Genomic DNA, 24,994 nt, shown 5'->3' on the forward strand with positions numbered 1-24,994 from the left:
GCTTGTTATTCAACTGCAGGTAAAGCGTTAATAACCGCTTTTATCAACGTTGCTAGAGGAATGGCGAAGAAGACGCCCCATAATCCCCATAATCCTCCAAAAATAATTACAGAAATAATAATGGTTAAAGGGTGTAGGTTAACGGCTTCTGAAAATAAAAAAGGAACAACAAGGTTACCATCAAGTAATTGACTTATTGCAAAGGCGAGTAGCAGATAATAGAAATCTGGAGATAAGCCAAATTGGAACAATGCTACTAGTGCAATAGGAATTGTAACCAATACGGCACCAATGTAAGGAACGAGTACTGATAGTCCTGCTGCGACGGAAAGTAATAGGGGATAACGTAATCCAAATACCAGTAGAATTGCATAGGTAACAAAACCTACAATTAAAATTTCGAGAAACTTGCCTCGAATATAGTTCGCAATTTGTAACTGCATTTCTTTCCAAACACGAGAGGCTAAATGGTGTTCTCTGGGTATAAAGCGAATAAAAGATTGTAGAAAAAGGCTTTTATCTTTGAGTAAGAAAAAGACCATTAATGGCACTAAAAAAGAGTAAATACCAATACCCACAATACTGACAATAGAATTTAATGATAAAGTCAGTAAAGAATCGCCGAATCCTAAAATTTTGTTTTGTAAAGAACCCATTAAAGAGTCAAGCAAAGAATAACTAATCAAATCAGGATAAAGCTCTGGTAAGGTTTGTAGCCATTTATTCAAAGAGTTTAGCATTGATGGCAAGTCTTTTAAGAATGTTGTTGCCTGATTCCAAAGACTTGGCAGTAACACCATAAAGAGGAAAATAGATAAAGAAATAAAGCTACCCAATACTACCATTAAACTGATAATACGAGGTAATTTAATATGTTGCACACAAAAGTGGATAGGCCATTCGAGTAAGTACGCAAAGACAATCGCGACTAATAATGGCATTAGCAAATCACCACAAAAATAGATAATGCCAAAACCAATAAATAGAATACCCAGTAATACGATTGTTTGAGGATCAGAAAATTTCTTTCTACACCAATTTTGTAACATATTAAACATAGTATTTTTCTCTTTAATTATTTTTGACTACAAATCGCAATAAATTCGAGTTTATTTTCAGCATCACGGAATGCTTTTAACATTTTAATAAAAGATTTGTGATTTTTAGTTTTTAATGCTCTGCCGATGATTTTTAATACACCAGCAAAACCTTGATAATCAATTAAACCTTTTGGAGAAAATAATGAAATTTCGCCAGAAAATGTATCAACATTACGAAAACCACATTGTTTAAAATTTTCTTTCCACTCTGATTTGGTCAAGGGTGCGATAGTTGCATTCATTACATCTTCTAATTCTGCAATAACATCCTCTGCTTCATCTTTCGTTTCTAACATAATATCGTGAGTCAGTAACAGACCATTGGGTTTTAACACTCGCAAATATTCAGTTAATGCTTGTTGTTTCATTTCCAAAGGTAATAAAGTTAACATTACTTCATTGACAATAATATCAAACTGATTATCTGAAAAAGGTAACTGAATAATATCACCTTGCACAAATTCGACTAAATCTGAGACTTTTTTATTTTCAGTAACAGTATGACGTGCTTTTTCCAGTGCCTCTTCATCTAAATCAATACCAGTGACATTACAACCAAATTTTGTTGCAAGGGCAATTGCCGTATCACCGCTATTACAAGCAATGTTCAATACTTTCTTTTCTTTATTAAAATCACCATTTGCAATTAGCCAATCATTAGCTACTCGCCCACCAGGACGTAAGTGAGCTTTACCTAAACGAGCTAAAAAATTATGCCCTAGCTTATCTTGTTCCATTTCCATAAAAACCTCACATTTTGTAAAATTTTGGTCTTATCTAACCGCTTATAATTTACATTATAAACGTTTTTTTGATTGTGATATACTATATTAAGCAATAGTTAGTTAATTTTAAAGACAATCAAGGAGTAAAAATGACTAAATTAAATTACGATCACCAACGAGGTGAGATAAAAGAGAGTGTTATTAAAGCGATGGTCACAGACCCTTTATTTAGAACACGAATAGTAAAAAGTAAGAAAGGAAAAGGAAGCTACCAACGTAAAGAAAAACATCGTAAAGCATACAGCAAAGGGGAAAGCCCATTTAAACAGGTTCTAGTTAGAATTTATTTAAATGGGCTTTTTTAATAAGCACACTATTTCTAGCTAAAAAATTATGTCCTACTTCTTCTTTTTTTATTTAAAGACAGGTTTTGGTTATTTTGAGTAGCAAGTTATATTTAATAGATATGTAGATTGTAGAACAAAGAAAATAAAAAAAGCCCAAATCCATACTTTTCTCGTCAGAAAAGAGGGAAATGGGCTTAGAGCTTGGTTATGTTTTTGCTTTAAACGCTTTTATAATATAATAACTATTAATGCAAGCAACAAAAATATTTAAACCAGCAACTGGATAGGATTTAAGTAAAAGCCCATAAATCACAAATAAGGTACACCCAATAGCATTTACAAAACGTAACTTAATAACATCTTTTAGTAAAAAAGAACAAGAAACAGTCACCATTGCTACATAACCTAATATTTCAATATAATCCATATTATTCTCCTTTAAAAATTAGGAGAGCATTATAGTCATCTTTCTAACATATTGAAATAGAAATAAAAATAGCAAAGGTTTGCGTTAAAAAAAAGTTATAAAAATAATGGCCCTAAAGGTGTTTTGGGTATATTAAATTGCTCTGGATAATGGACATCGACCAAATAAAGCCCTGCTGCTTTAGCTGTTGGAGCAGCGAGTTGGCGGTTTTTTTGCTCTAATAACCATTTGATCCATTCAATAGGCTGATTACTACAACCCACTTCAATTAGGCTTCCTACAATATTTCTTACCATATGATGAACAAAAGCATTTGCTTGAATATCAATGACAACAAATTGCCCAAGACGAGTGACATTCAAATGATGTACATTGCGATTAGGACTATTAGATTGACATTGTGAGGCACGAAACGAGCTAAAATCATTTTCACCTAATAAAAATTGTCCTGCCTTGTGCATTTTTTGATGATCTAAAGGCATAGTGTAATGAGATACTCCTTTAGGAAGAATTGCAGAACGGAGGTTATTATTATAAATAATATAGCGATAGCGACGAGCAGTAGCACTAAAGCGAGCATGGAAATCAGAAGAAACCTCAACAGACCATTTTACAGCAATATCATCAGGCAGATGCGCATTAGTACCAAAACACCAACTCTTTAAAGGGCGTTCCGCCTCTGTTGCAAAATGTACCACTTGCCCCGTCCCATGAACTCCCGAGTCAGTACGCCCTGCACAAAACACCTCTACTGGAGAATTGGCAATAATGGATAACGCTTTTTCTAATTGTTGTTGAACACTCACAACGGATCGCTGTTTTTGCCAACCAAAATAACGGCTACCGTCATACTCAATACCTAATGCAATTTTCATTTTATTTTATGTATGTGAATAAATAGATACTATAATTGTACTACAAGCGGTACGATTTAATAACTTTTTTGCAAATTTTTATCACAATGTATCCGCTATGTTTCTTTGAACCACAAAACGAATCAAACACCGATCACTGAGCCCGTCGAAGCATTAGGTGTTTTTGCACAGAACTACCCAAACACCGATCACTGAGCCTGTCGAAGTGTGAGGTGTTACGTTCCGAGCTCGTTCTGTAAACATTTTATTTTGCACCATAAAAAAACACCCCTTCCAAATGAAAGGGGTGAGTGCTGTGGTGGTTAAGTGTTATTGAGAGAGAGGACTAGTAACCCCCAAGTTGTTCTCAACCACCACGTGCTAGGTTGGACTGGAAGAGAGAATCCCTCTTCCGTCCTGTGTTACATTACCATTGGTAGCCAACACTGACACCAATACCGAATTTCTTCTCAGTATTCGCATTAATGTTTCCTTTGATAATCCATTTTCCATTGTCAGAGATAGAAGACAGTCCTACGGCCATTGAGCTTGATTTGTCATAACTCGCGCCCGCTAATGACACCATACTCTTACCTGGTACATAAGCCTGTGGTAAGCTGGCTGATGCCATCGCACTCGCAGTACCGCCACTTGCGGCTTTTTCTACACTGTCAATACGGGTGGAGAGTGACTCTTCCACTTTCGTTAATTGAGACACATTCACGGCATCCGTTGGTGCAGTACCGGCTTTAATATTGTGAATTTGGTTTCCACCCATATTAATATTGACATCAGCACCCTCTTTCACTGTTAAACCGGATTGGTTTAAGGTGATATTGCCTACAGTGACTTTATCGACTTTGATTTCAGGTGTAGTTGAGATAACCAGCTGTTTATCCTTGCCGTTCATCACTGTTTTGGCATTAAGGTTTTTACCGACTTTAATGCTTAAGGCACCCTTGTTGCTCACGACTTCCTCTTTTGAGAGATTATCCTTGTCTAATACAACATCGTCTGTTACAGCAACCTTGATTTCAGCACCATTGCCTCCATTTCCGTTGCCTGCTTCGCCTTTGTCACCTTTATCGCCTTTATCACCCTTGTCACCTTTTGCGCCTTTTAACGCAGCCAAGAAGTCATCTTGTGTTTTAGCGTCGTTACCTGGCAATGCTTTCCAAACCTCATAAGCAGATTGACCATCGGCGCCATTCGCACCAGCGGCACCGTCATCACCTTTCTCACCTTTAAAGTCAGGGTCATTTTTCAATGCGTCCTTATCTAACGTGATATGGGCAATTTGTTTACCGTCTTTGCTTTGTTGTTTTTCCACTTTTAAGCCATCACCAAAGTCAAAGGCAAGTTTACTTAAGTCAAATTTTTCTTCAGTATTACCCTGTTTATAATTTGCGCCCGTACCCGTGCTACCACTAAAGAAGCTAATGGTTGGCAATATTGCGTCTTTCCATTTATCAACATCAATACCTTGACCCTTGTTCAGTGCTTTTAACTGTTTGTAGTTAAAAGCATCGGTATCTGCTATGGCATCGCCTAAATTGGTGATTCTACCACCATTAACTGATACGCTATTCTCTGTCTCACTCAATGTCAGTTTTCCACCACCTGCTGTGTTAGCAATTGACGAAATACCTGTAAGTTCTTTCGCTAATTTAATCGCTAAACCGTTCGTACCATCATTAACCACACCAATGTTGTTATCAGTGAGTTTATCGGCCGCTGTTACGCCACCTTTAATATTTAAGGTGTCATTGAGCTTACGGGTAACTTTATCACCCACATCACCTTTGAACACTAAGCCATCATCCATTGTCGCAACAGTATGGGTGTCTCCTGCTTCATCTTCGTAAATAATACGGGTTAGGCTGTCTCCATCCTTACCATCAACACCCGCTCTACCATTAACCACTTTGATATCAGCTGACACATCTTTCGCAGGTTTTCCGTCGATTCCATCGTGCCCATTAAGCCCGATTACACCGTTAGTGCCATTGGCACCATCTTCACCTTTGATAGTGACGCCGTTTTCACCGTCTTTTCCTTTAACAGTAATACCGTCTTTTCCACTTAAGCCGATTGAGCCATCTTTGCCATCTTCGCCTTTAATAGAAATCCCATTGTTTCCGTTGATACCCACTTCACCTTTGTCACCTTTAACTGTGATACCGTCTTTGGCTTTTCCAACTTTATCAATCGCTGTATCAACGTAAGTTTTAACCACATCACCTGTCACAGTATTGGTATTACCATCTGCAACGACGCCTGTTCCAACTTTATCCAGAATATCAGTGACATCTCCCGCTAACTTCGCTTTCGTGACATTACCGTCTAAAATCTTAGCCGTTGTCACTGCGTTGTCTGCAAGACTGATTACACCATTTCCATTCTTAGTTAAAGTCGTACCATCAAGGTTCACTTTTAAGTCAACATTGTCAGTTGCTACATTATGGTTTGCACCAATAGTAACAGAGCCATCAGAACTCGTGACATTTTTAATATCGTCCACTTCAAGTTTAGTATTTAATGCTGTTTTAACTTGAGTATCGGTAACTAACTTGCCTGTTGGAGTGATTAAATCTGCCCCTGTATTTAACTTAGTTATCCAAGTAATCACATCATCAGAGGTTAAATTATCTGCATTTTTATTTGCTTTAGTGACAATTTTAACACTATTTAAAAGAGCCTTGATTTTTGCTGCGTTAGCAACATCTTGAGTTGTGTCCGCTGTTGTTTTTACGTCAACTATAGCCTCGTGAATAGTATCTTTCCCTGTGCCTCCGATATTTGTAAAGGTGATATTACCATTTTGATCAAGAGCTGCATTACCGCCAAAATTATTTTTCACTGTCTTCGCTACATTACCTAAAACATCATTTGTCGCATAAAGTTGTGAACCATTAATAGCATCTGTTGAGGTTGCTGAAAGTTCACCCGCTGCAACATTGACCAGTTGTTTCTCATTGCCAACTTTACCAATTGACATAACTCCATCTGGAATACCTGCGAAGTCGCCATAAGTAATGCCATTTAGTGTTGCATTTTCTATATCCACTTTTTCTTTAGTTTCAGCATTACTACCTAAAGCCACTGAGTTTTCATGCTCTGCTTTAGCATCAAAACCTAAAGCAAAAGTTTGATTTGCAAGAGCCTTAGCTCGATAACCCATTGCAACCGCCTCTTGAGAACCTCCATCAACACCAGCAATCGTTTGAACACCAATAGCAATCGAATTAGCAGTGTAAGCTTGTCCACCATGCTCATCTTCTACATCATAAGCATAATATCCACCCATTGCGATAGCACCATCGCCCTTAGCAGTTGATAGATAACCTGTAGCAAAAGAGCTTATACCAAAGGATTTTGCTTTTCCTAATGTGATGGAACCTTGCCCTGCAGCAACACTACCAACTCCTCCACCAATAGCAACAGAAAGAACATTAGTTGCTTCAGCAAAGCGCCCAATAGCGACTGAATATATCCCCTTAGCCTCTCCTTCTATAGCAGCAAATGCCCCATCTCCTTTAGCATTTCCCTTCAATGCAACTGCCTGGTCTCCTTCTGCTACCCCATGAATAGCAACACTATCTATTCCTTTAGCCTGACCATGAATTGCCGTTGAACTGCTCCCTTCTGCAATTGTCTGTAACATACCACCACGAGTACTAAAAGCGGAGCCAATAGCGATTGAATTAGCCGATCTTGCCTCTGCATTGTGCCCTATTGCTATAGAGCCTACTATTCTGTCATCAAAATGACTCCTGTCGATATCATCAGTAACATCAAATGTTTGTGCATTATGCCCAATTGCTATGGAGTTCATTTGAGCTGCCTGTGCATTAATGCCTATTGCAGTTGAATATTCACCTGTTGCGCCTCCGATTCCATCAACTGAACCTAAGTTTGTTGTATTTCCTGGTTGAACTTGGTTTGTGGCATTAACGTGAAAGTAGTTTTTCAAACTTCCCGTTGCTTGATTAGCAGAACTTTCTGCCACTGCTTTTAATTGCGCCACATTCACCGCATCGGTATCTTCTTTACCTGCGGCTAACCCTGTAATTTGACGTGTTTTGTTATCTGTAGCATCACCAATGGCTAATGCACCTAAAGTAGATTTCCAAATAGCGGTATCATTCGCAACATTTTTTCCAAAATCTTCACCTTGAATACCTTTTGCTGCCACAGTTTTAGCGTATGAACCTAAGGCTAAACTGTTTTCAATATTAGCAATAGAGTCAAAACCAAGTGATAAGGTTTTATCTTCTGTCGCCTTAGCTCTATAACCCATTGCAACAGCTTCTTGAACACCATGTTCAATACCCGCTACTGTTTCACCACCGATAGCAATCGAACCGTTACTATTAGCTACTCCGCCGACCACATGACCGCTATAATAATATCCACCCATAGCGATTGCACCAGCACCCTTAGCTTTTGCTATATAACCTGTGGAAAAAGAATTCTCACCGAAAGCACGTGAATCTCCTAGAGCAACAGATGAAATCCCCTCAGCTTGAGCACCATCAGATACACCTACTCCAAATCTGCCACCGATGGCAATAGCAGAGTCGGCAGTTGTTTTAGCAAAAAGCCCAATAGCAATCGAATCGCCCCCATTTGTTTGTCCGCCCAAAGCAATTGAGCCATGTTCTCTCGCCTCTGCATTCTTTCCTATTACTATAGACCCACCAAGCTGTCCATTCAAAGAACTCCCCATCAACGCTTTTGCACCACGACCAATGGCAATAGAATCGTCTTGTAAAGCTTGAGCACCTTCGCCACTCGCCAATGAATATGCACCTTTGGCTCCACCGATACCATCAACAGCATCTAAGTTAGTGTCATTTCCTGTTTGAACAGTATCTGTTGTATTGACATGGAAGTAGTTTTTCTGAGCCTTAAGGGCTTCCACTTCAGCTTTAAGCTCATCAAATGCTTGTTGTTCTTCTGGGGTTAATGCCATTGCTGATGAGCTAATTCCAAATACCATTGAGATTGCCAGCGCAATTTTTGCAAATTTGAATGAAAATGTGACCGCTTGTTGTGGTTTATCAATAGTTAAAGATTGGGCTTTTGTTCTACCTTTCGCTAATTCACTAACTGCAGTGAAGGTTTGTGTTGCTTTATTAAACACAATTTTGTAGATGCTGTTCATTATCAGATACCCTTTTCAGTTGATATCCTTTCCTTAGGACTTTTTTGAGGTTGATGTAAATTCCTTTTACTGCCTCGTAAATATTTTGTTAAAAAATATGTATAAACCTCCCGATTGTAAAAAAAAAAAACACAAGCAAAATCGTAGTAATGGAGGTTGTTTGAGTAAAAAATAGACAATTTGGAATGGAAAATGGGGTGATTTTGATTAGGGGTGTGTGAAATATCGATCACGGGGTTAGTCAAACACCGGTCACTGAGCTTGTCGAAGTGTTAGGTGTTTGGGCTCGGAATTTGGTTCTGTGAGCGTTCTCTTATACTTCGACAGGCTCAGTAACCGAGAACGGAGACGTCGATCACGGAGGTTAGTCAAACATCGATCGCTGAGCTTGTCGAAGTGTTAGGTGTTTTAGCACGGGATTTGATTCTGTGAGCGTTCTCTTATACTTCGACAGGCTCAGTAACCGAGAACGGTAAACATCGATCACAGGACTAGCCAAACACCGGTCACTGAGCTTGTTGAATTAGGTGTTTGGGCACTGAACTTGTTTGGTGAACGTTCTCTCATCCTTCGATATTTCGACAAGCTCAATAACCGAGCTCAGTAACCGAGAACGGAGACATCGAGCAATGGGAGGATATACGCAAACAAGTTTACTAATTCCTACCCTACGGTCGATCTTTATAACATTTTGATTTATAAATGGTTTGCAGAGGAGCATTTAATGAGAAAAGCGAATAAACTATCCTCTCGCAAGCTAGATTAAAACTAGCCAAGTATCGATCTCTGCAATCGAGAATGGGGATGGTTTTAAATAGAAGGGGAGTGTGAAAAATAAAAAAGGGTACGATCCTTCTAAAAAATTGTAAATTTTTAGTATGATCGTACCGCTTAATTTAGCTGTCTTTTAAACTTTAATTACAGTTTTGGACCTGCTGATTTTAATGCAACTGTTGCTTCGTTAGTTGCATATTTTTCGAAGTTTTTAACAAAACGGTTTGCTAAATCTTCAGCTTTTTCTTGCCATTGAGCCACTTCTGTATAAGTATCACGTGGATCTAAAATCGTTGGATCTACGTTTGGTAATGCTGTTGGGACTTGTAAATCAAAGATTGGTACTTGTTTTGTTTCTGCGTGTTCAATTGAACCATCTAAGATTGCGTCAATGATTGCACGAGTATCTTTGATTGAAATACGTTTACCAGTACCATTCCAACCTGTATTCACTAAGTATGCTTCTGCACCTACTGCTTCCATACGTTTAACTAATACGTCAGCATAGCGAATTGGGTGAAGAGATAAGAATGCCGCACCAAAACAAGGTGAGAATGTTGGTGTTGGCTCTGTAATTCCACGTTCTGTACCTGCTAATTTTGCAGTAAATCCAGATAGGAAATAGTATTTCATTTGATCTTTCGTTAATTTAGATACTGGTGGTAATACACCAAACGCATCAGCAGTTAAGAAAATAACTTTTTTCGCGTGTCCTGCACGAGAAACTGGTTTAACAATGTTATCAATATGATGAATTGGGTAAGAAACACGTGTATTTTCTGTTTTTGAGTTATCATCAAAGTCGATAGAACCGTCTTCACGTACTACAACGTTTTCTAATAAAGCGTCACGACGGATTGCGTGGAAGATGTCTGGTTCATTTTCTTCTGAAAGATTGATTGTTTTCGCATAGCAACCACCTTCAAAGTTGAATACACCGTCATCATCCCAACCGTGTTCATCATCACCGATTAATTTACGTTTTGGATCAGTTGAAAGGGTTGTTTTACCTGTACCTGATAAACCAAAGAAGATTGCAACATCACCATCTTCACCTTCATTTGCAGAGCAGTGCATTGATGCGATACCTTTAAGTGGTAATAAGTAGTTCATCATTGAGAACATACCTTTTTTCATTTCACCGCCGTACCAAGTACCACCGATTAATTGAATACCTTCTGTTAAGTTGAAGGCAACAAAGTTTTCAGAATTTAAGCCTTGCTCTTTCCAATTTGGATTAGTGCATTTTGAACCATTCATTACTACGAAGTCTGGTTTGAAGCCTTCTAATTGTTCTTTGCTTGGACGAATAAACATATTAGTTACAAAGTGTGCTTGCCACGCAACTTCTGTTACAAAACGTACTGCTAATTTGTTTTGTTCAGTTGCACCACAGAAAGCATCAACTACGAATAAACGTTTATTTGATAATTGACCTGTTACCAATGTTTTTAAACTTGCCCAAGTTTCTTGGTTCATTGGTTTGTTGTCATTTTTTACTTTGTCTTCTGTCCACCAGAAGTGTTCTTTGGTTGTTTCATCTAAAACAATATATTTATCTTTTGGAGAACGACCTGTAAAGATACCTGTATCCACTGCAACACAGCCAGTGTCAGTTAATACACCACGCTCAAAACCTTCTAATTCAGGTTTCATTTCTTCTTCAAAGAGTTGTTCATAAGTTGGATTATAAACAACTTCTGCTACGTTAGTGATACCTACAAGTTCTAGTTCTTTAATAATATTTGACATAATAGTCTCCCATAGTTAGTTTAAATTATTACTGGTGCGTATTTTAAATAATTTTTGAGGAAAAAAGTGTTATCTATATCAAATTTTTGAAATTTATTGCTACAATTTGAAAGATTAATGATCTTTATCAAATTTTATAGGTTAATATTACTATTGTAATTCACTATCGTAGAGGAAATACTATGCAAAAAACATTTTCAATGATTAAACCTGATGCAACAAAACGCCATTTAGTTGGTGAAATTTTGGCGATGCTTGAGCGATCTGATTTAACGATTTGTGCTTTAAAGAAAGTGCATTTAACTAAACAACAGGCCGAAGGGTTTTATGCAGAGCATCAAGGTAAACCTTTTTTTGATAAGTTAATTGAATATATGATTTCAGCACCTGTCGTAGCAGTTGTGCTTTCAGGTGAAAATGCGATTTGTCGATATCGAGAGTTGATGGGGGCTACAGATCCTGCTGAAGCTCAAGAGGGGACAATCCGTCAATTATATGCTTTGAGTAAAACTGAAAACTCTGTACACGGCTCGGATTCAGAGGAGACGGCCAAGCAAGAAATTGCTTATTTCTTTACTCCAGACGAGATCATTGACTGAGAGTAATAAAAGAGAGCAGTGTCTAGTTATTACTTGTTTGTTGATCGGTTGGTGATGCTCGATAGAGGTCTTTGCTGTAAATAACACCACTCGAGTTGTTGCTATCGATACCTTTTATACTTGGAACAACGGCGATAGTGCGTTGGTATTGGAATATAGGTAAGATAGCAACATCGTCTTCAAGCTGTTTTATTACTTTGTAGATCAGTTTGTTACGTTCAGAAATAGTGAGAGGTTCTTGTTCTAGCTGTTCTAATAGCGTGTCTACGTTATTATTTTTGTAGCTTATTTTGTTATCAGGGCTTTTGGAATGAAATTGTACTAAAAACTGTACAGGATCAGGAAAGTCCGCACACCAGCCTGCTCTGATCATTTGAAATTGTTTCTTCTCTCTTATTTTTAATAATTCTTGCCATTCGACAGCCTGTGGGGTGACTTTGAATAGATCTGATTGTCCCAAACTTCTTATTATGTTATTGGCAATATTATGATGAATACTTTGGTTATCATAAGTAAGTGTGATTTTTAGAGGATTTTTAACACTAATACCTGCTTCACTGAGTAGCAGTTCAATAATAACGGGTTTCCATTGGCTATTATTTTCTATGTACATTGTATTAGGTAAGATTGAATTGTTAGGTATGCCAACTCCAATATTGTCTGTAATTTTACGTGCTGATACCATTCCTTTAATGGCTTGACGAATATTTTGTTTTTGCATCATTGGATCGGCAAAATTGAACTCATAAAAATAGGTGCAAAGTTTAGGCAGTTTAATCAGATTATTGGTGTAATTTAGTGATGGATTTTCAATAATATCGTAATATTTAGGTTGTTGCTGTGCATCTAGTTTATGGTAAATAACTTTTTGAAAAGGCAGAGAAGTATCTATTGCGGTTAAGATTAAGTTTGCCTTATTTGGATATTGAAGACGGTATTTTCCATTACTAATAAAGGATTGAGTTAAAGCAGGTTTTTCTCCACGATAAGTCGGTAAAAGTGCAGAGTGAGCGAGCATTAATGGCAGTTGAAAATTGGTTCTGTTGAGTTCAATTTTTAAGGTTTTTTCATCTATTGCCATTACCCCTAAATCAGTTGTAAATTTTTTCCCCGATATAACCGCTTGGGCATTTTTAACGCCCATATAAACGAGATAATTAGCTACGGGAGACTGGTTTTTATGTGACGCTAATCGCTGCCAGCTGGATACAAAATCTTGTGCTGTGACAGGGGCGTTATTTGACCATCTTGCATCTTGTTTCAGTTTAAAAATCCACACTTTTCCATCTTCGGTCTGCCAGTTTTCAGCAAGCCCTAATGTGACGTCTCCTTTTTCATTAAAGACCATTAAACCAGACAGTAAGTCTCTCAGAGGTGCGGAATCTTCTGTAGAGGTAACAAAAATAGGATCTAACTGAAATTGTTCTGTGTATATAGAACGATTTAATAGATGTTGAGATAAAGTTTGTTGAATAATGTGATTAGATTGATCGCAGCCTAAAAGGGTAAAGCCTAAAAACAGCGTTACCCAATATTTTATTATGTTGTTTTTTGTGATGGATAATCTAAATCTTAACATATTCAATAGCATTAAACTGTGACCAAACCAGGGAAAAGATTACCTAAACCAGTAACAATAAATTCGATACCTAGAGACATTAGGATAAGTCCCATAATACGAGTAATAATATTTGAACCTGTTCTGCCTAATCTTTTGATAAGAGGTGCTGAAAATCGTAATGCAGCGTAGCAGGTAAAGGTAAACACAATAATAGAAATACTAAAGCCGAGATAGTCAGTCCATTGGTTATAATGGCTTCCCCAAACAATGGTTGAACCGATTGCACCTGGCCCTGCCATCATTGGCATTGCAAGAGGCACAACACCGATATTGTCATATTCAGAGATATCTGTATTTTTTTCTTCTTTGTTTTGTCTATGATCCCCTAATTTACCATTGATCATTGTGATGGCAATAGTGACAATCAGAAAACCACCTGCCACACGGAAAGAGTCTAATGAAATACTGAATACATCAAGAATCATCTTTCCAAAGAATAGGGTCGTCAGTAAGATAAGGCAAACAGAAGTAGAGGTAACAAAGTTAGTATGATTACGCTCTGCTTCATATTGATGCTCTGTCATACTGTAAAAAATAGGTAAAAAACCAATAGGGTTAACTACAGCAAATAGACCAATAAAAAATTGTAAATAAATTGAATAATGAAAAATGGTTTCCATAAAAATGTTAGGTTATAAAAATAGGGGGATATTATATCTGTTATTTGAGAAGTATGAAATCAATAAATCAGATTTTCAGGATAACGGAACGCTTTAATAGACAAATTGTTTATTGAAGCGGTCACATTGTCTTAAAAATTTGCAAATTTTATACTGATGCCTGTTATTTTCTATAAATCTTCTAATATATTGATTGCATCACTGAGTTTTTTGACTGTAAATACTTGCATTCCCTCAATGGTTTTTTTAGGAGCATTTCCATAAGGAATAATGGCTCGCTTGAAACCGTGTTTTGTTGCTTCACTGATACGCTCTTGACCACTTGGTACTGGGCGAATTTCACCTGCTAAGCCTACTTCGCCAAATATAACTAAATCTTGCGGTAAAGGACGATTTTTAAAACTTGAAATTAAGGCTAGTAATAAGGCTAAATCCGCACTGGTTTCAGAGACTTTAACACCACCGACCACGTTAACAAAGACATCTTGATCTGACATTTGTAAGCCACCGTGTCGATGTAAAACAGCGAGTAGCATTGATAAACGGTTATGGTCTAACCCTACGGCAATACGACGAGGGTTACCTAGCATTGAATGATCCACAAGGGCTTGAATTTCAACTAATAGAGGACGAGTTCCTTCCCATAATACCATTACGGAGCTACCAGAGGTTTGTTCTTCACTACGAGTTAAGAAAATAGCAGAGGGATTTTTGACTTCACGTAAACCTTGTTCTGTCATACCAAACACGCCCAGTTCATTGACGGCACCAAAGCGGTTTTTATGACTGCGTAAAGTACGATAGCGAGAGTCTGCTTCACCTTCGAGTAAAATAGAGCAATCAATACAATGTTCTAATACTTTTGGCCCTGCTAATGTGCCATCTTTAGTAACGTGTCCTACCATAATAATGGCGACTTGGTGCATTTTTGCATAGCGAGTAAGGAATGAGGCACATTCACGCACTTGAGAAACACTACCAGGTGAAGAAGAGATATCCGCAAGGTGCATTACTTGGATAGAGTCAATAACCATAATTTTAGGTTTTTGTTGATCGGCAAGGTTACAAATTTGCTCCACTGAGGTTTCGGATAGCATTTTTAGGTTATCCATAGGTAAGTTTAAGCGTTTTGCTCTCATTGCAACTTGTTGTAGTGATTCTTCCCCTGTGACATAAAGGGTTGGTAGGTGAGCTGCTAATTTGCAAATCACTTGTAAAAGTAGGGTACTTTTTCCTGCGCCGGGGTGCCCTCCAATTAAAATCGCACTGCCAGCAACAATTCCACCACCTAAAACACGATCAAACTCTTTAAACCCACTGCTTATACGAGGCACTTCTTCGAGGCAAATATCAGAAAGGCTTTGTATTTTACCTGTGGTTTCTCCGCTATATCCACGAAAACGATCATTTTTTGTCTCTTTGGTTGAGACTAAACGGACTTCACTAATAGTGTTCCACGCACCACAAGATTTACATTGTCCCACCCAGCGAGAATAATCTGCACCACAATCATTACATACATAAGCAACTTTAGGAGCCTTTGCCATTATCAACCTCTTAAAAATTTTATATTAGGTATTCATTTTACCAAAACACTGGTTAAATAAACAGTGTTTTAATGCTATTTTTTCGATCTAGATCGATAAAAAGGGGAGAGAGGTTAGATTTTAGTTTGAAAAACAAGGAATATCTCAATGCAATTTTATATTTTACGTTTAATCAACAAAGGATTTTTTATGCAAAAAAGTTATTTAAGACTCTCCCAGGCCTTCACTTTAATTGAACTGATGATTGTGATTGCAATCGTTGCCATTCTTGCTGTCGTTGCTATGCCATCCTACACCAGTTATACGCAAAAAGCGGTACTGTCCGAAATTTTAACGGCTTCAGCACCCTATAAATCTGATGTGGAAATTTGTATTTATAATATGGGAGAGGCAACAAACTGTAATGGAGGCTCCAACGGTATTCAAGCAGATAAATCATCAAGTGATACTAAGTACCTGAAATCTATTGCAACCAGTAAAGGGATCATTACCGTTGAAGGCAAAGGAACATTGAAAGACTATAGTTATACCTTAACACCTACTTATGCAAATAATAGTATTGTTTGGACAGCAACTTGTGCAGGTGAAGATACAGGTATTTTTCCTGCTAACTTTTGTTCAAATTAGTGATAGATTGATAGGGAAGTTTAATAATGCAATATAATGTTTATGATTTAATGAATCAAAAAGTCGTAAAGCTATCTCAGGATAGGTGGCAGCAAAATATTAAGGATAAACCACTTTTATTGCGTTATTTAGCATTACCTATCAAAGAAGATGAGAAAACACTTTGGCTTGCCATTGATGATGAGAATAATCTAAATGTCTGTGAAATATTTTCATTTTTAACCCATAAAGAAATTGAACCCGTTTTGGTGTCTTCTGATGAGTTAAAATATTTGTTAAATGAACTGTCTCCAAGTTATGTTGATAACCAAGAAAATGAATCGCAAATTACGCTTTATAATCAGCATAATAGTGAAGAAAGTATTGATAATTCTGATCCCATTATTCAATTATTAGAAACTATTTTTAAATATGGATTACAAAAAAATGCCTCTGATATCCATATTGAGCCGCATAAAGAAATATTAGTGGTTCGATTACGAATTGATGGGGTTTTGCAAGTATATAAAAATATTTCATTAAACATTGCGAATCGTGTTATTTCAAGGGTTAAACTACTGGCTAAATTGGATATTAGTGAAACCCGTTTGCCTCAAGATGGGCAGTTTTATTTTCAAACACAGCTTAATGAACGGTTAGATTTTCGAGTGTCTACACTGCCCACTCATTATGGTGAAAAATTGGTATTACGATTACAAAAACATAATCCGACTCAGTTAGATTTTGTATCATTGGGTTTTAATCCTTCTCAAAGGGATATATTGGTCAATGCACTACACAAACCGCAAGGGCTTATTTTAGTAACAGGTCCTACTGGTAGTGGCAAAAGCCTTACGTTATATAGTGCATTGAATTATTTAAACAATACCGATAAACATATTTTAACCGCAGAAGATCCCATAGAAATTATTATTGATGGTGTAATGCAATCACAGGTGAATCGAAGTATCGGTATTGATTTTAGCCAATTATTACGCACTTTTTTACGTCAAGATCCAGATATTATTATGTTAGGTGAAATTCGAGATCAAGAGAGTGCTGAAATTGCATTACGAGCAGCACAAACAGGGCATTTAGTGTTGGCAACATTACATACGAATGATGCACCGTCAACCATAGAGCGTTTATTACAATTAGGTATTAAAGAGTATGAAATTAAACATTCATTATTATTGGTGATTACACAGCGATTAGTACGAAAGCTGTGTGCGCTATGTAGTGGTGAAAGTTGTGAACATTGCTTTGATGGTTATAACGGTAGAATGGGAGTGTTTCAATGTTTAACAAAAAATGCAAAAACTTTCGAGAAAGATACCGCTTATTTAGATTTTGCCACTTTATTTGAGAGTGCAAAACAGCTTATTGCAAATAAGCAGACGAATCAAGCAGAAATTCAGCGAGTGATTGGCAATGAATCTGTATGAGTTTAAGTGGAAAGGGGTCAATCGTTTCTTACAACCTCAAAAAGGAACAGTACTTGCGACTCATCATCAAGTTGCAGAAAATAGGTTGTTACAAAAGGGGTACCGTCACCTTAAAATTAAACGTAATTTTGCGTTTAATCGAGCACCTAAAAAGGAAGAGGTAACACAATTTATTCATCAATTATCCTTATTACTCAATGCAAAAATCACCCTTAGAAAAGCACTTGGTGTATTGTTAGAAAATTGTACCAATATTAAACTTTATGTATGGTTGCAGGAGATAATTGCACTCATTGAAAAGGGCAATTCGTTATCGGACTCATTGACGACTTTAGATAAATATTTTACTTCACAAGAGATACAATTGATTAAAATAGCAGAACGAAGCGGTCAGTTGTCAGTGATTTTTTGCAATATTGCAGATACTAGAGCTAAATCTGAAAAATTAACCAAAAAAGTAAAAAAAGTGATGTTTTACCCTGTGATTGTATTGGGGATTTCGATATTACTTTGCTTAATGTTGCTGATTTTTATTGTTCCTCAATTTGCCGATCTATATCAATCTAAAGAAAAAAGTTTGCCATTAATAACGGCATTATTATTCAAAACTTCTCAAGTGCTACAGCAACATTACATCGCTCTGTTAAGTACGACAATATTTATTGTGACAGTCGTCATTATGCTATCTAAAAAGACGAATATCATCTCAATACTAAAAGTTAACATACTGTCTTTATTGCCTATTTTTAATAAAATAATGAGCGAACATCGCATTATCTTTTTCTGTCAAAATATTGCGTTAATGCAAAAAGCAGGGATTCCTTTAAATATTGCGCTGAGTTCTTTTATTTCAAAAAAAGAAGAGGATCAAGTTTTACAAAAAGAATTGTCTAATATATTAACTATTTTAAATCAGGGCTACCCTTTTTCTGAAACATTAAATCCTTCAGTCTTTGGTGAACAAGTGATACAAATGATTGCTATTGGAGAAGAATGTGGCAGGTTATCACAAATGTTAGAGCATATAGTCACACTCAAACAACAAAAATTAGATTATAAAATTGATATACTTTCACAACTGTTAGAACCTGCTTTAATGCTGTTTATTGGCGTGATTATTGGTACTATTATTATTGCTCTTTATCTACCTATTTTTGATATGGGAGCGTTAATTTGACGATTTTATATTCTCTCTTAATTATATTAGGTTTGGCATATTGGTTAGAAAAAGAGAGCAAAAAGTTTCCCTTTAAAATTAATAAACAGGTTTTTCAAGAATATCAATCACTGACTAATGGAAACACGCTTTTTTACTCATTTTTAAAGCAATCTCAGCTACAATATAAAGAGATAAAATGGATTAAGCTTCTCTATATCACCTTTCCTCTTATTACTTTTGTATTGAGTGAACAACATTTTATTTTCACTTTTATTCTGGCTATTCTTATCTATTTGTCTCTATTGGATTATGCTTATTATTTGACTGATATTAAATATATTATCGCTATTTTTATAAGCGGTCTGATTTATATCATTTTTTACCAAAAATACTTAACAGAACAAAGTCTGTTTTCATTATTTTTTAGTGTCGTTTTTTGTTTAGCGATAAGTAAATTTGGATTATTTTTTTATAAAAAAGAGATGTTAGGGCTGGGTGATTCATTGCTTATTATTGCATTATCACCCCTTTTTACCCTTCATCAACTACTACAATTATTACTTTATGCGAGCCTTTCTGGGCTTCTTTTTGTTATCAGCTATTTTGTGATTAAGAAAAAAATCATACCTCGATTACCTTTTATTCCTTTTATTTGTCTTTCGACTTTTATCCTATTCATTGATAGAATTTAGCAAAATAGTTAAAGGAGAATGAAATGCCTTATATTGTGGCTTTAACAGGGGGAATTGGAAGTGGAAAAAGTACGATTGCAGCACTTTTTGAAAACTATAATGTTCCTATTATTGATGCAGATATTGTCGCGAGAGAACTTGTTGTAAAAGGTTCACCGTTACTTAATCAGATAGTACAGCATTTTGGGCAAACAATATTATTGGAAAACGGTGAATTAGATCGAAATAAGTTACGTAATATTGTGTTTAATCATTCAGAGCATACCGAATGGTTGAATAATTTATTACATCCTGCTATTCGTGAGGCGATGTTACAACAGCTTCATCAAATTCAAGCACCTTACGTACTCTGGGTGGTGCCATTGTTAGTTGAAAATAATTTAACTCATTATTGTGATCGTATTCTTGTGGTTGATGTTCTGCCTGAAATTCAACTGGAACGAGCCTCCAAACGTGATAAAAATAAGCGAGATACAATCAAAAAAATGATGCAATCACAGGTGAGTAGAGCAGAACGTCTGGCAGTTGCAGATGATATTATTGAAAATAACTTAGAATTAGGGGAAAATGCTCAACACTTAAATCAGCAAGTGAGTAAACTGCATCAACACTATTTACATCTTGCAGCACAAAAGGAATCTTAAATGACAGAAACAATTGTAAATTGCCCAACTTGTGAAACAGAAGTAATTTGGTCTAAAACAAATGAATATCGTCCATTTTGCAGTCAACGTTGTAAAATGATCGATCTGGGTGAATGGGCAAGTGAACAAAAATACATTGCAGGAAGTGCAGAAGAGAATGATTTAATGAGTGCGGAATTAACGAACGAATAATCGCTTCACTCATCACATTGATATTCCATCTATTTATATTAAAGTCAGTTAAAAATACTTTTAACTGACTTTATTTTTTTAACATTTAGAGCAAGATGGAAACTTTTGCAAATTTTTCCTAACATCGTACCGCTATTAATATGAAGAAGATCACAAATTTTAATATTCAATAATGACGATATAGATATTTTTTACTAGGATCAAGCTGACTTTCAGTAAGTCACTCGTAATTAGATTCAAATTCTTTAAATTAAAAGGGTAGGTTTATGCAATTACTTCTATTATATCTAAAGTCGTGGTTCGTGATCGATCCGAAAATGCTTCTTTGCTTCCCATAAAATACACTTTTTCAAGTAACTCAACGTAGTTCCATTAATCTTATTTAATTTTTTATTAATCGGCTATTTTAACAATTAGTCTAATTTTTCTATATGAGGATTTTATTATGAATACTTTTAAACATTTACCAGAACCATTCCGTATCCGTGTTATTGAACCAGTAAAAAGAACAACACGTGAACATCGTGATCAAGCTATCTTAAAAGCAGGAATGAACCCATTCTTATTAGATAGTGAAGATATTTTTATTGATTTATTAACCGATAGTGGAACGGGTGCAATTACTCAAGATATGCAAGCTGCAATGTTCCGTGGTGATGAAGCTTATAGTGGAAGTCGTAGTTATCATGCATTAGCCAATGCCGTTAAAGATATCTTTGGCTATGAGTTTACTATTCCAACTCACCAAGGTCGTGGTGCAGAGCAAATTTATATCCCAATTTTAATTAAAAAACGTGAGCAAGAAAAAGGTTTAGAGCGTGACAAAATGGTTGTGTTCTCAAACTATTTCTTTGATACCACACAAGGTCACTCTCAATTAAATGGTGCAACAGTGAATAACGTTTATATTAAAGAAGCGTTTGACACTGGTGTTGAGCACGACTTTAAAGGGAACTTTAACCTTGAAGCATTAGAAGAAGGCATTCAAAGAGTAGGGGCAAAAAATGTACCTTATATTGTAGCAACTATTACTTGTAACTCAGCAGGTGGTCAGCCAGTTTCTCTTGCCAACTTAAGAGGTGTGTATGAGATTGCTCGTAAATACGATATTCCAGTAGTAATGGATTCAGCTCGTTTTGCAGAAAATGCTTACTTTATTAAGCAACGTGAAGAAGAGTGCAAAGATTGGTCTATTGAGAAAATCACTTATGAGTGCTACCAATACGCTGATGCATTAGCAATGTCTGCTAAGAAAGATGCAATGGTACCAATGGGTGGTTTACTATGCTTCAAAAATAAAGAGATGGAAGATGTATATCACGAGTGTCGTACACTTTGTGTGGTACAAGAAGGTTTCCCAACCTATGGTGGTTTAGAAGGTGGTGCAATGGAGCGTTTAGCTGTTGGTTTATACGACGGTATGCGTGAAGATTGGCTAGCTTATCGTATCCGTCAAATTGAATATTTAGTTGATGGATTAGAAAAAATTGGTGTAGTTTGTCAACAACCAGGTGGACACGCTGCGTTCGTGGATGCAGGTAAATTATTACCACATATTCCAGCGGATCAATTCCCTGCACAAGCACTGGCTTGTGAGCTTTATAAAGTAGCAGGTATCCGTGCGGTAGAAATTGGTTCATTCCTATTAGGTCGTGATCCAAAAACAGGTAAACAATTACCTTGCCCTGCGGAATTGTTACGTTTAACTATTCCACGTGCAACTTATACACAAAGTCATATGGACTTCATTATTGAAGCATTCCAAAAAGTGAAAGAAAATGCACCAAATATCAAAGGGTTAACCTTTAGCTATGAGCCAAAAGTGTTACGTCACTTTACCGCTCGTTTAGAAGAGGTGAAATAAACGAAAAATCTATTGCAATTAAATCTTGCACTAGTACAATAGTGCAAGATTTAATAAAACTAAACTAAAAAAGGAATCTCTATGAATAAAAAGACCCCTTCTATTTTTGGCGGAGCTTGTATTATCGCAAGTGTTTGTGTTGGAGCTGGAATGCTTGCCATTCCAATCAAAGGCGCAGGTGCTTGGACAATATATTCTACCATAGCCTTGCTTATCACAATGGCGATGATGACACTTTCAGGCTGGCTATTACTTGAAGCTTATAAAAAATATGAACTGAGCGCTTCATTTAGTACAGTAACTAAAGATTTATTAGGAAAAGAAGTAAACTTTATCAATAACTTAGCTGTTTACTTCGTAGGTGGCATTTTACTTTATGCTTATACCACTGTGGCAGGGCTTACGCTCAATGGTTTAATTGGTAACATATTTGGTGAATACTCAACAGGAGTCTGGTCAATTATTTTTGTTTTTGTCTTTTCTTCTTTAGTATGGCATTCAACAAGAGCTGTAGATCGTATTTCTGTATTATTAATTTTAGTGATGGTATTTACCTTTATTTTTGGTGTATCAGGGCTTGCTAGCAATATTGATTTAAAAATTCTATTAGATACAGGTAATGAAAATGGTGATTACACACTATTCGCAGCGGCAATGCTTCCTGTTGCATTAACCTCTTTTGGTTATCATCACAGTGTAGCATCAATGCGTTCATACTATGGTTCTGAAGTTAAAGCAAAATACGCTATTGTTGGCGGAACAACTATTGCCTTAGTTTTATATTTGCTATGGACATTTAGTATTTTTGGTAACTTACCTCGTTCAGAATTTAAACAAGTATTTGAAAATGGTGGTGAATGGCAGGCTCTGCTTGGTGCATTAGGTCAAGTGGTTGAATCTAAAACTGTAGAAAATATTATTAATGCTTTCTCAATGGCCGCTATTCTATCTTCATTTATCGGAGTAGGTTTGGGTGTATTTGACTATTTAGCTGACTTCTTTAAATTCGATAATACCAAACAAGGTCGTATGAAATCTTGGGCAGTTACTTTCTTACCACCACTGATTTTATCTGTATTATTCCCATTTGGCTTTGTTACAGCAATTGGTTATGCAGGGGCGGTTGCAACGATTTGGACTTGTATTGTGCCAGCATTGTTAGCGAAAAAAGCACGTGAAAGAAATGGTACTGAAGGTTTCCACGTTTCAGGTGGTAACTTGCTTCTCGGACTTCTCATTCTATTTGGTATTATGATTGCAATTATCCACTTCCTCGATATGTTTGGGGTGCTACCAAGCTTTAAAGGATAAAGTATCTTGATACTGTTTATGATAAATAGCTCTCAAAATATTGAGAGCTATTTTTATGGAATAAGCGGTCACATCTGATCAAAAATTTGCAAATTTGACGTTACTGTTGAAGGAGTTTTATCATTGCTAAAGCTTTACGTTGAATTTCTTTCCATTCAGATTCTGGCTCAGAATCTTGCACAATACCAGCGCCAGCATAGACGGTCATCGAATTTTTATTAATTAATGCAGAGCGTAATGTAACACAAAATTCAGCCTGTTCAGCGTTGAAAAAGCCTAATGTGCCTGCATACCAATTCCGCTCAAAATTTTCTGTTTGGGCAATAAATGGAATTGCTTTTTTACGAGGTAAGCCTGCGACAGCAGCAGTAGGATGAATGTGTGAAAGACACTGAGCATCACTAACATCGTCTTTTAATTCCATTTTAATTAAACGACAGAGATGTTGAACATTTGGTAACTGTTTGAGTTGCGTATCTTTTACTTCAATTTCTTTTGCATAAGATTTCAAATTATCACAAATATCATCAACAACATATTGATTTTCAATATTATTTTTAGGATCGTTTAGTAACCACTTACCATTTTCTTCAGTTTGTTTTTGATTGCCAGTAACCATCGCAGTACCCGCTAAAGCTTCCGTATAAAGGGTTTGTTGTTCTCTTTTATATAGCCTTTCAGGACTTGATCCTATAAAACTGACATCCTGTGTTTCTTGCCATAAAAAATGGAAACAATGGTAATTTTTTTGTTTGCTTAAAGCTAATAAACGATAAGCAGAAATAGGTTCTTTACAGATAAGATCTGTGGCATTTGCTAGTACAATTTTATTAAAATCACCTTGTTTTATATGCTCAATTGTATTTTGAATATTATCAGACCACTGTTGGAAATTGGTATAAGGTGCTGTATCTAATAATGAATAAGGTGTTTTTTCTAATGCTATTGTCTTCTCAAAATTAGCAAAGAGTTGATCTATCGCTATTTTTTCCTTTTCCCAATTACGACTATCCACGACCAAACAAGCGGTTACTTTATGTTCTTTTTTTGCAAATAATAGACGAGGTAAAATAAAGGACGTTTCACCTGAAAATTGCATTCCTCCAATTAAAGTACAGTGATTGTTAGTACTAAATTGTTGTGCTTTTTCAATATCTTGAAAATATTTCACTGCGCCAATTGAAGTTAAAGTTAGGGTGTTGTCACGATTTTGCCAGTAGTATTTAGGAAAGCTATGTTGAGCCTTTAGCCAACTTAATAATAGTTGATTATCAACTGAACAGCACTGTTCTACACGAATGATAACCAATCCATTGTGAATGTGTTTGTTTTCAATAACGTCGTGTAGCTTTGCTTTAAGCTGTGTTTTTAATTGGCTAAATACTGTCATTTATAAAAATTTGCGTGAATCAAACGGTTTATCCTTAAATATCTCTATATATTAACCGATTTTTACTTTAAATTCTGAATAATTCAGGGTAAAGTTGTTCAAACTCAATTTTGTCTGAAATTTTATAAGATAGATATTTACAAATAAATTTAACAATT

The 24,994-nt window shown here is 36.1% G+C and carries 20 protein-coding genes; 10 read left to right on the forward strand and 10 right to left on the reverse strand.

The features are described 5' to 3' along the window. Positions 1–5: 5 nt before the first annotated feature. Positions 6–1,058 carry an AI-2E family transporter gene (locus tag A6B44_RS03285; RefSeq protein ID WP_090923472.1) on the reverse strand — a complete coding sequence of 351 codons (1,053 nt, stop codon included), beginning with the start codon at positions 1,056–1,058 and terminating at the stop codon, positions 6–8. 17 nt (positions 1,059–1,075) lie between these two features. Beyond that, positions 1,076–1,837, reverse strand: a complete 762-nt coding sequence (locus tag A6B44_RS03290; protein ID WP_090923481.1) for a class I SAM-dependent methyltransferase — start codon at positions 1,835–1,837, stop codon at positions 1,076–1,078. 137 nt (positions 1,838–1,974) lie between these two features. Between A6B44_RS03290 and A6B44_RS03295 the strand changes: the two genes are divergently transcribed. After that, complete coding sequence (locus A6B44_RS03295; RefSeq protein WP_090923470.1) at positions 1,975–2,190, forward strand: alternative ribosome-rescue factor A; 216 nt, start codon at positions 1,975–1,977, stop codon at positions 2,188–2,190. 187 nt (positions 2,191–2,377) lie between these two features. Here the strand turns inward: A6B44_RS03295 and A6B44_RS03300 are convergent, their stop codons facing one another. From A6B44_RS03300 to pckA, 4 genes are all read right to left on the reverse strand, one after another. Then, positions 2,378–2,599 (reverse strand): YgjV family protein, encoded by a 222-nt coding sequence (locus A6B44_RS03300; protein ID WP_090923468.1) that lies wholly within the window; start codon positions 2,597–2,599, stop codon positions 2,378–2,380. 95 nt (positions 2,600–2,694) lie between these two features. Next, positions 2,695–3,474, reverse strand: a complete 780-nt coding sequence (gene truA, locus A6B44_RS03305; protein WP_090923466.1) for a tRNA pseudouridine(38-40) synthase TruA — start codon at positions 3,472–3,474, stop codon at positions 2,695–2,697. 406 nt (positions 3,475–3,880) lie between these two features. Continuing rightward, positions 3,881–8,620 carry a YadA-like family protein gene (locus tag A6B44_RS03310; RefSeq protein WP_176673454.1) on the reverse strand — a complete coding sequence of 1,580 codons (4,740 nt, stop codon included), beginning with the start codon at positions 8,618–8,620 and terminating at the stop codon, positions 3,881–3,883. 918 nt (positions 8,621–9,538) lie between these two features. After that, the gene (gene pckA, locus A6B44_RS03315; protein ID WP_090922483.1) at positions 9,539–11,146 is read right to left on the reverse strand and encodes a phosphoenolpyruvate carboxykinase (ATP); all 1,608 of its coding nucleotides are present in this window, start codon (positions 11,144–11,146) and stop codon (positions 9,539–9,541) included. A gap of 182 nt (positions 11,147–11,328) precedes the next feature. Between pckA and ndk the strand changes: the two genes are divergently transcribed. Next, complete coding sequence (ndk, locus tag A6B44_RS03320; protein ID WP_090922481.1) at positions 11,329–11,745, forward strand: nucleoside-diphosphate kinase; 417 nt, start codon at positions 11,329–11,331, stop codon at positions 11,743–11,745. Positions 11,746–11,767: 22 nt separating this feature from the next. Here the strand turns inward: ndk and A6B44_RS03325 are convergent, their stop codons facing one another. The 3 genes from A6B44_RS03325 to radA form a co-directional block, all read right to left on the reverse strand. After that, positions 11,768–13,324 (reverse strand): peptide ABC transporter substrate-binding protein, encoded by a 1,557-nt coding sequence (locus A6B44_RS03325; protein ID WP_176673455.1) that lies wholly within the window; start codon positions 13,322–13,324, stop codon positions 11,768–11,770. Between the two features lie 11 nt (positions 13,325–13,335). Beyond that, entirely contained in the window at positions 13,336–13,986 is a 651-nt protein-coding gene (locus A6B44_RS03330; protein ID WP_090922477.1) for a YchE family NAAT transporter, read from the reverse strand. Positions 13,987–14,156: 170 nt separating this feature from the next. Next, positions 14,157–15,533, reverse strand: coding sequence for a DNA repair protein RadA (gene radA, locus A6B44_RS03335; protein WP_090922475.1), 1,377 nt, complete (start codon positions 15,531–15,533; stop codon positions 14,157–14,159). 189 nt (positions 15,534–15,722) lie between these two features. Here radA and A6B44_RS03340 point away from each other — a divergent pair, with 189 nt between their 5' ends. From A6B44_RS03340 to A6B44_RS03375, 8 genes are all read left to right on the forward strand, one after another. Beyond that, entirely contained in the window at positions 15,723–16,160 is a 438-nt protein-coding gene (locus tag A6B44_RS03340; protein WP_090922485.1) for a pilin, read from the forward strand. A gap of 26 nt (positions 16,161–16,186) precedes the next feature. After that, positions 16,187–17,584, forward strand: coding sequence for a GspE/PulE family protein (locus tag A6B44_RS03345; protein WP_090922473.1), 1,398 nt, complete (start codon positions 16,187–16,189; stop codon positions 17,582–17,584). Further along, complete coding sequence (locus A6B44_RS03350) at positions 17,571–18,761, forward strand: type II secretion system F family protein (protein WP_090922471.1); 1,191 nt, start codon at positions 17,571–17,573, stop codon at positions 18,759–18,761. The genes A6B44_RS03345 and A6B44_RS03350 overlap by 14 nt, the downstream gene beginning before the upstream one ends. Next, a complete protein-coding gene (locus A6B44_RS03355) occupies positions 18,758–19,435 on the forward strand; it encodes a prepilin peptidase (protein WP_090922469.1) in 678 nt (225 codons plus the stop codon). The genes A6B44_RS03350 and A6B44_RS03355 overlap by 4 nt, the downstream gene beginning before the upstream one ends. A 23-nt stretch (positions 19,436–19,458) precedes the next feature. Continuing rightward, a complete protein-coding gene (gene coaE / locus A6B44_RS03360) occupies positions 19,459–20,079 on the forward strand; it encodes a dephospho-CoA kinase (RefSeq protein WP_090922467.1) in 621 nt (206 codons plus the stop codon). Then, the gene (yacG, locus tag A6B44_RS03365) at positions 20,080–20,271 is read left to right on the forward strand and encodes a DNA gyrase inhibitor YacG (protein WP_090922466.1); all 192 of its coding nucleotides are present in this window, start codon (positions 20,080–20,082) and stop codon (positions 20,269–20,271) included. Positions 20,272–20,716: 445 nt separating this feature from the next. Then, a complete protein-coding gene (tnaA, locus tag A6B44_RS03370; RefSeq protein WP_090922465.1) occupies positions 20,717–22,135 on the forward strand; it encodes a tryptophanase in 1,419 nt (472 codons plus the stop codon). Between the two features lie 81 nt (positions 22,136–22,216). After that, complete coding sequence (locus A6B44_RS03375; RefSeq protein ID WP_090922463.1) at positions 22,217–23,446, forward strand: aromatic amino acid transporter; 1,230 nt, start codon at positions 22,217–22,219, stop codon at positions 23,444–23,446. A gap of 100 nt (positions 23,447–23,546) precedes the next feature. Here A6B44_RS03375 and A6B44_RS03380 read toward each other — a convergent pair whose 3' ends face one another. Further along, the gene (locus A6B44_RS03380; protein WP_090922461.1) at positions 23,547–24,836 is read right to left on the reverse strand and encodes an isochorismate synthase; all 1,290 of its coding nucleotides are present in this window, start codon (positions 24,834–24,836) and stop codon (positions 23,547–23,549) included. Positions 24,837–24,994 lie beyond the last annotated feature (158 nt).

This window comes from Pasteurella skyensis, from assembly GCF_013377295.1.
GTDB lineage: Bacteria > Pseudomonadota > Gammaproteobacteria > Enterobacterales > Pasteurellaceae > Phocoenobacter > Phocoenobacter skyensis.

Bases quoted from the DNA above. Each gene is read 5' to 3' on its own strand.
- A6B44_RS03380 (WP_090922461.1), bottom strand. From the start codon at position 24,836: ATGACAGTATTTAGCCAATTAAAAACACAGCTTAAAGCAAAGCTACAC.
- A6B44_RS03325 (WP_176673455.1), bottom strand. From the start codon at position 13,324: ATGTTAAGATTTAGATTATCCATCACAAAAAACAACATAATAAAATAT.
- A6B44_RS03285 (WP_090923472.1), bottom strand. From the start codon at position 1,058: ATGTTTAATATGTTACAAAATTGGTGTAGAAAGAAATTTTCTGATCCT.
- A6B44_RS03340 (WP_090922485.1), top strand. From the start codon at position 15,723: ATGCAAAAAAGTTATTTAAGACTCTCCCAGGCCTTCACTTTAATTGAA.
- A6B44_RS03330 (WP_090922477.1), bottom strand. From the start codon at position 13,986: ATGGAAACCATTTTTCATTATTCAATTTATTTACAATTTTTTATTGGT.
- A6B44_RS03350 (WP_090922471.1), top strand. From the start codon at position 17,571: ATGAATCTGTATGAGTTTAAGTGGAAAGGGGTCAATCGTTTCTTACAA.
- A6B44_RS03310 (WP_176673454.1), bottom strand. From the start codon at position 8,620: ATGAACAGCATCTACAAAATTGTGTTTAATAAAGCAACACAAACCTTC.
- truA (WP_090923466.1), bottom strand. From the start codon at position 3,474: ATGAAAATTGCATTAGGTATTGAGTATGACGGTAGCCGTTATTTTGGT.
- coaE (WP_090922467.1), top strand. From the start codon at position 19,459: ATGCCTTATATTGTGGCTTTAACAGGGGGAATTGGAAGTGGAAAAAGT.
- A6B44_RS03345 (WP_090922473.1), top strand. From the start codon at position 16,187: ATGCAATATAATGTTTATGATTTAATGAATCAAAAAGTCGTAAAGCTA.
- radA (WP_090922475.1), bottom strand. From the start codon at position 15,533: ATGGCAAAGGCTCCTAAAGTTGCTTATGTATGTAATGATTGTGGTGCA.
- A6B44_RS03375 (WP_090922463.1), top strand. From the start codon at position 22,217: ATGAATAAAAAGACCCCTTCTATTTTTGGCGGAGCTTGTATTATCGCA.
- A6B44_RS03290 (WP_090923481.1), bottom strand. From the start codon at position 1,837: ATGGAACAAGATAAGCTAGGGCATAATTTTTTAGCTCGTTTAGGTAAA.
- yacG (WP_090922466.1), top strand. From the start codon at position 20,080: ATGACAGAAACAATTGTAAATTGCCCAACTTGTGAAACAGAAGTAATT.
- A6B44_RS03295 (WP_090923470.1), top strand. From the start codon at position 1,975: ATGACTAAATTAAATTACGATCACCAACGAGGTGAGATAAAAGAGAGT.
- A6B44_RS03300 (WP_090923468.1), bottom strand. From the start codon at position 2,599: ATGGATTATATTGAAATATTAGGTTATGTAGCAATGGTGACTGTTTCT.
- pckA (WP_090922483.1), bottom strand. From the start codon at position 11,146: ATGTCAAATATTATTAAAGAACTAGAACTTGTAGGTATCACTAACGTA.
- tnaA (WP_090922465.1), top strand. From the start codon at position 20,717: ATGAATACTTTTAAACATTTACCAGAACCATTCCGTATCCGTGTTATT.
- ndk (WP_090922481.1), top strand. From the start codon at position 11,329: ATGCAAAAAACATTTTCAATGATTAAACCTGATGCAACAAAACGCCAT.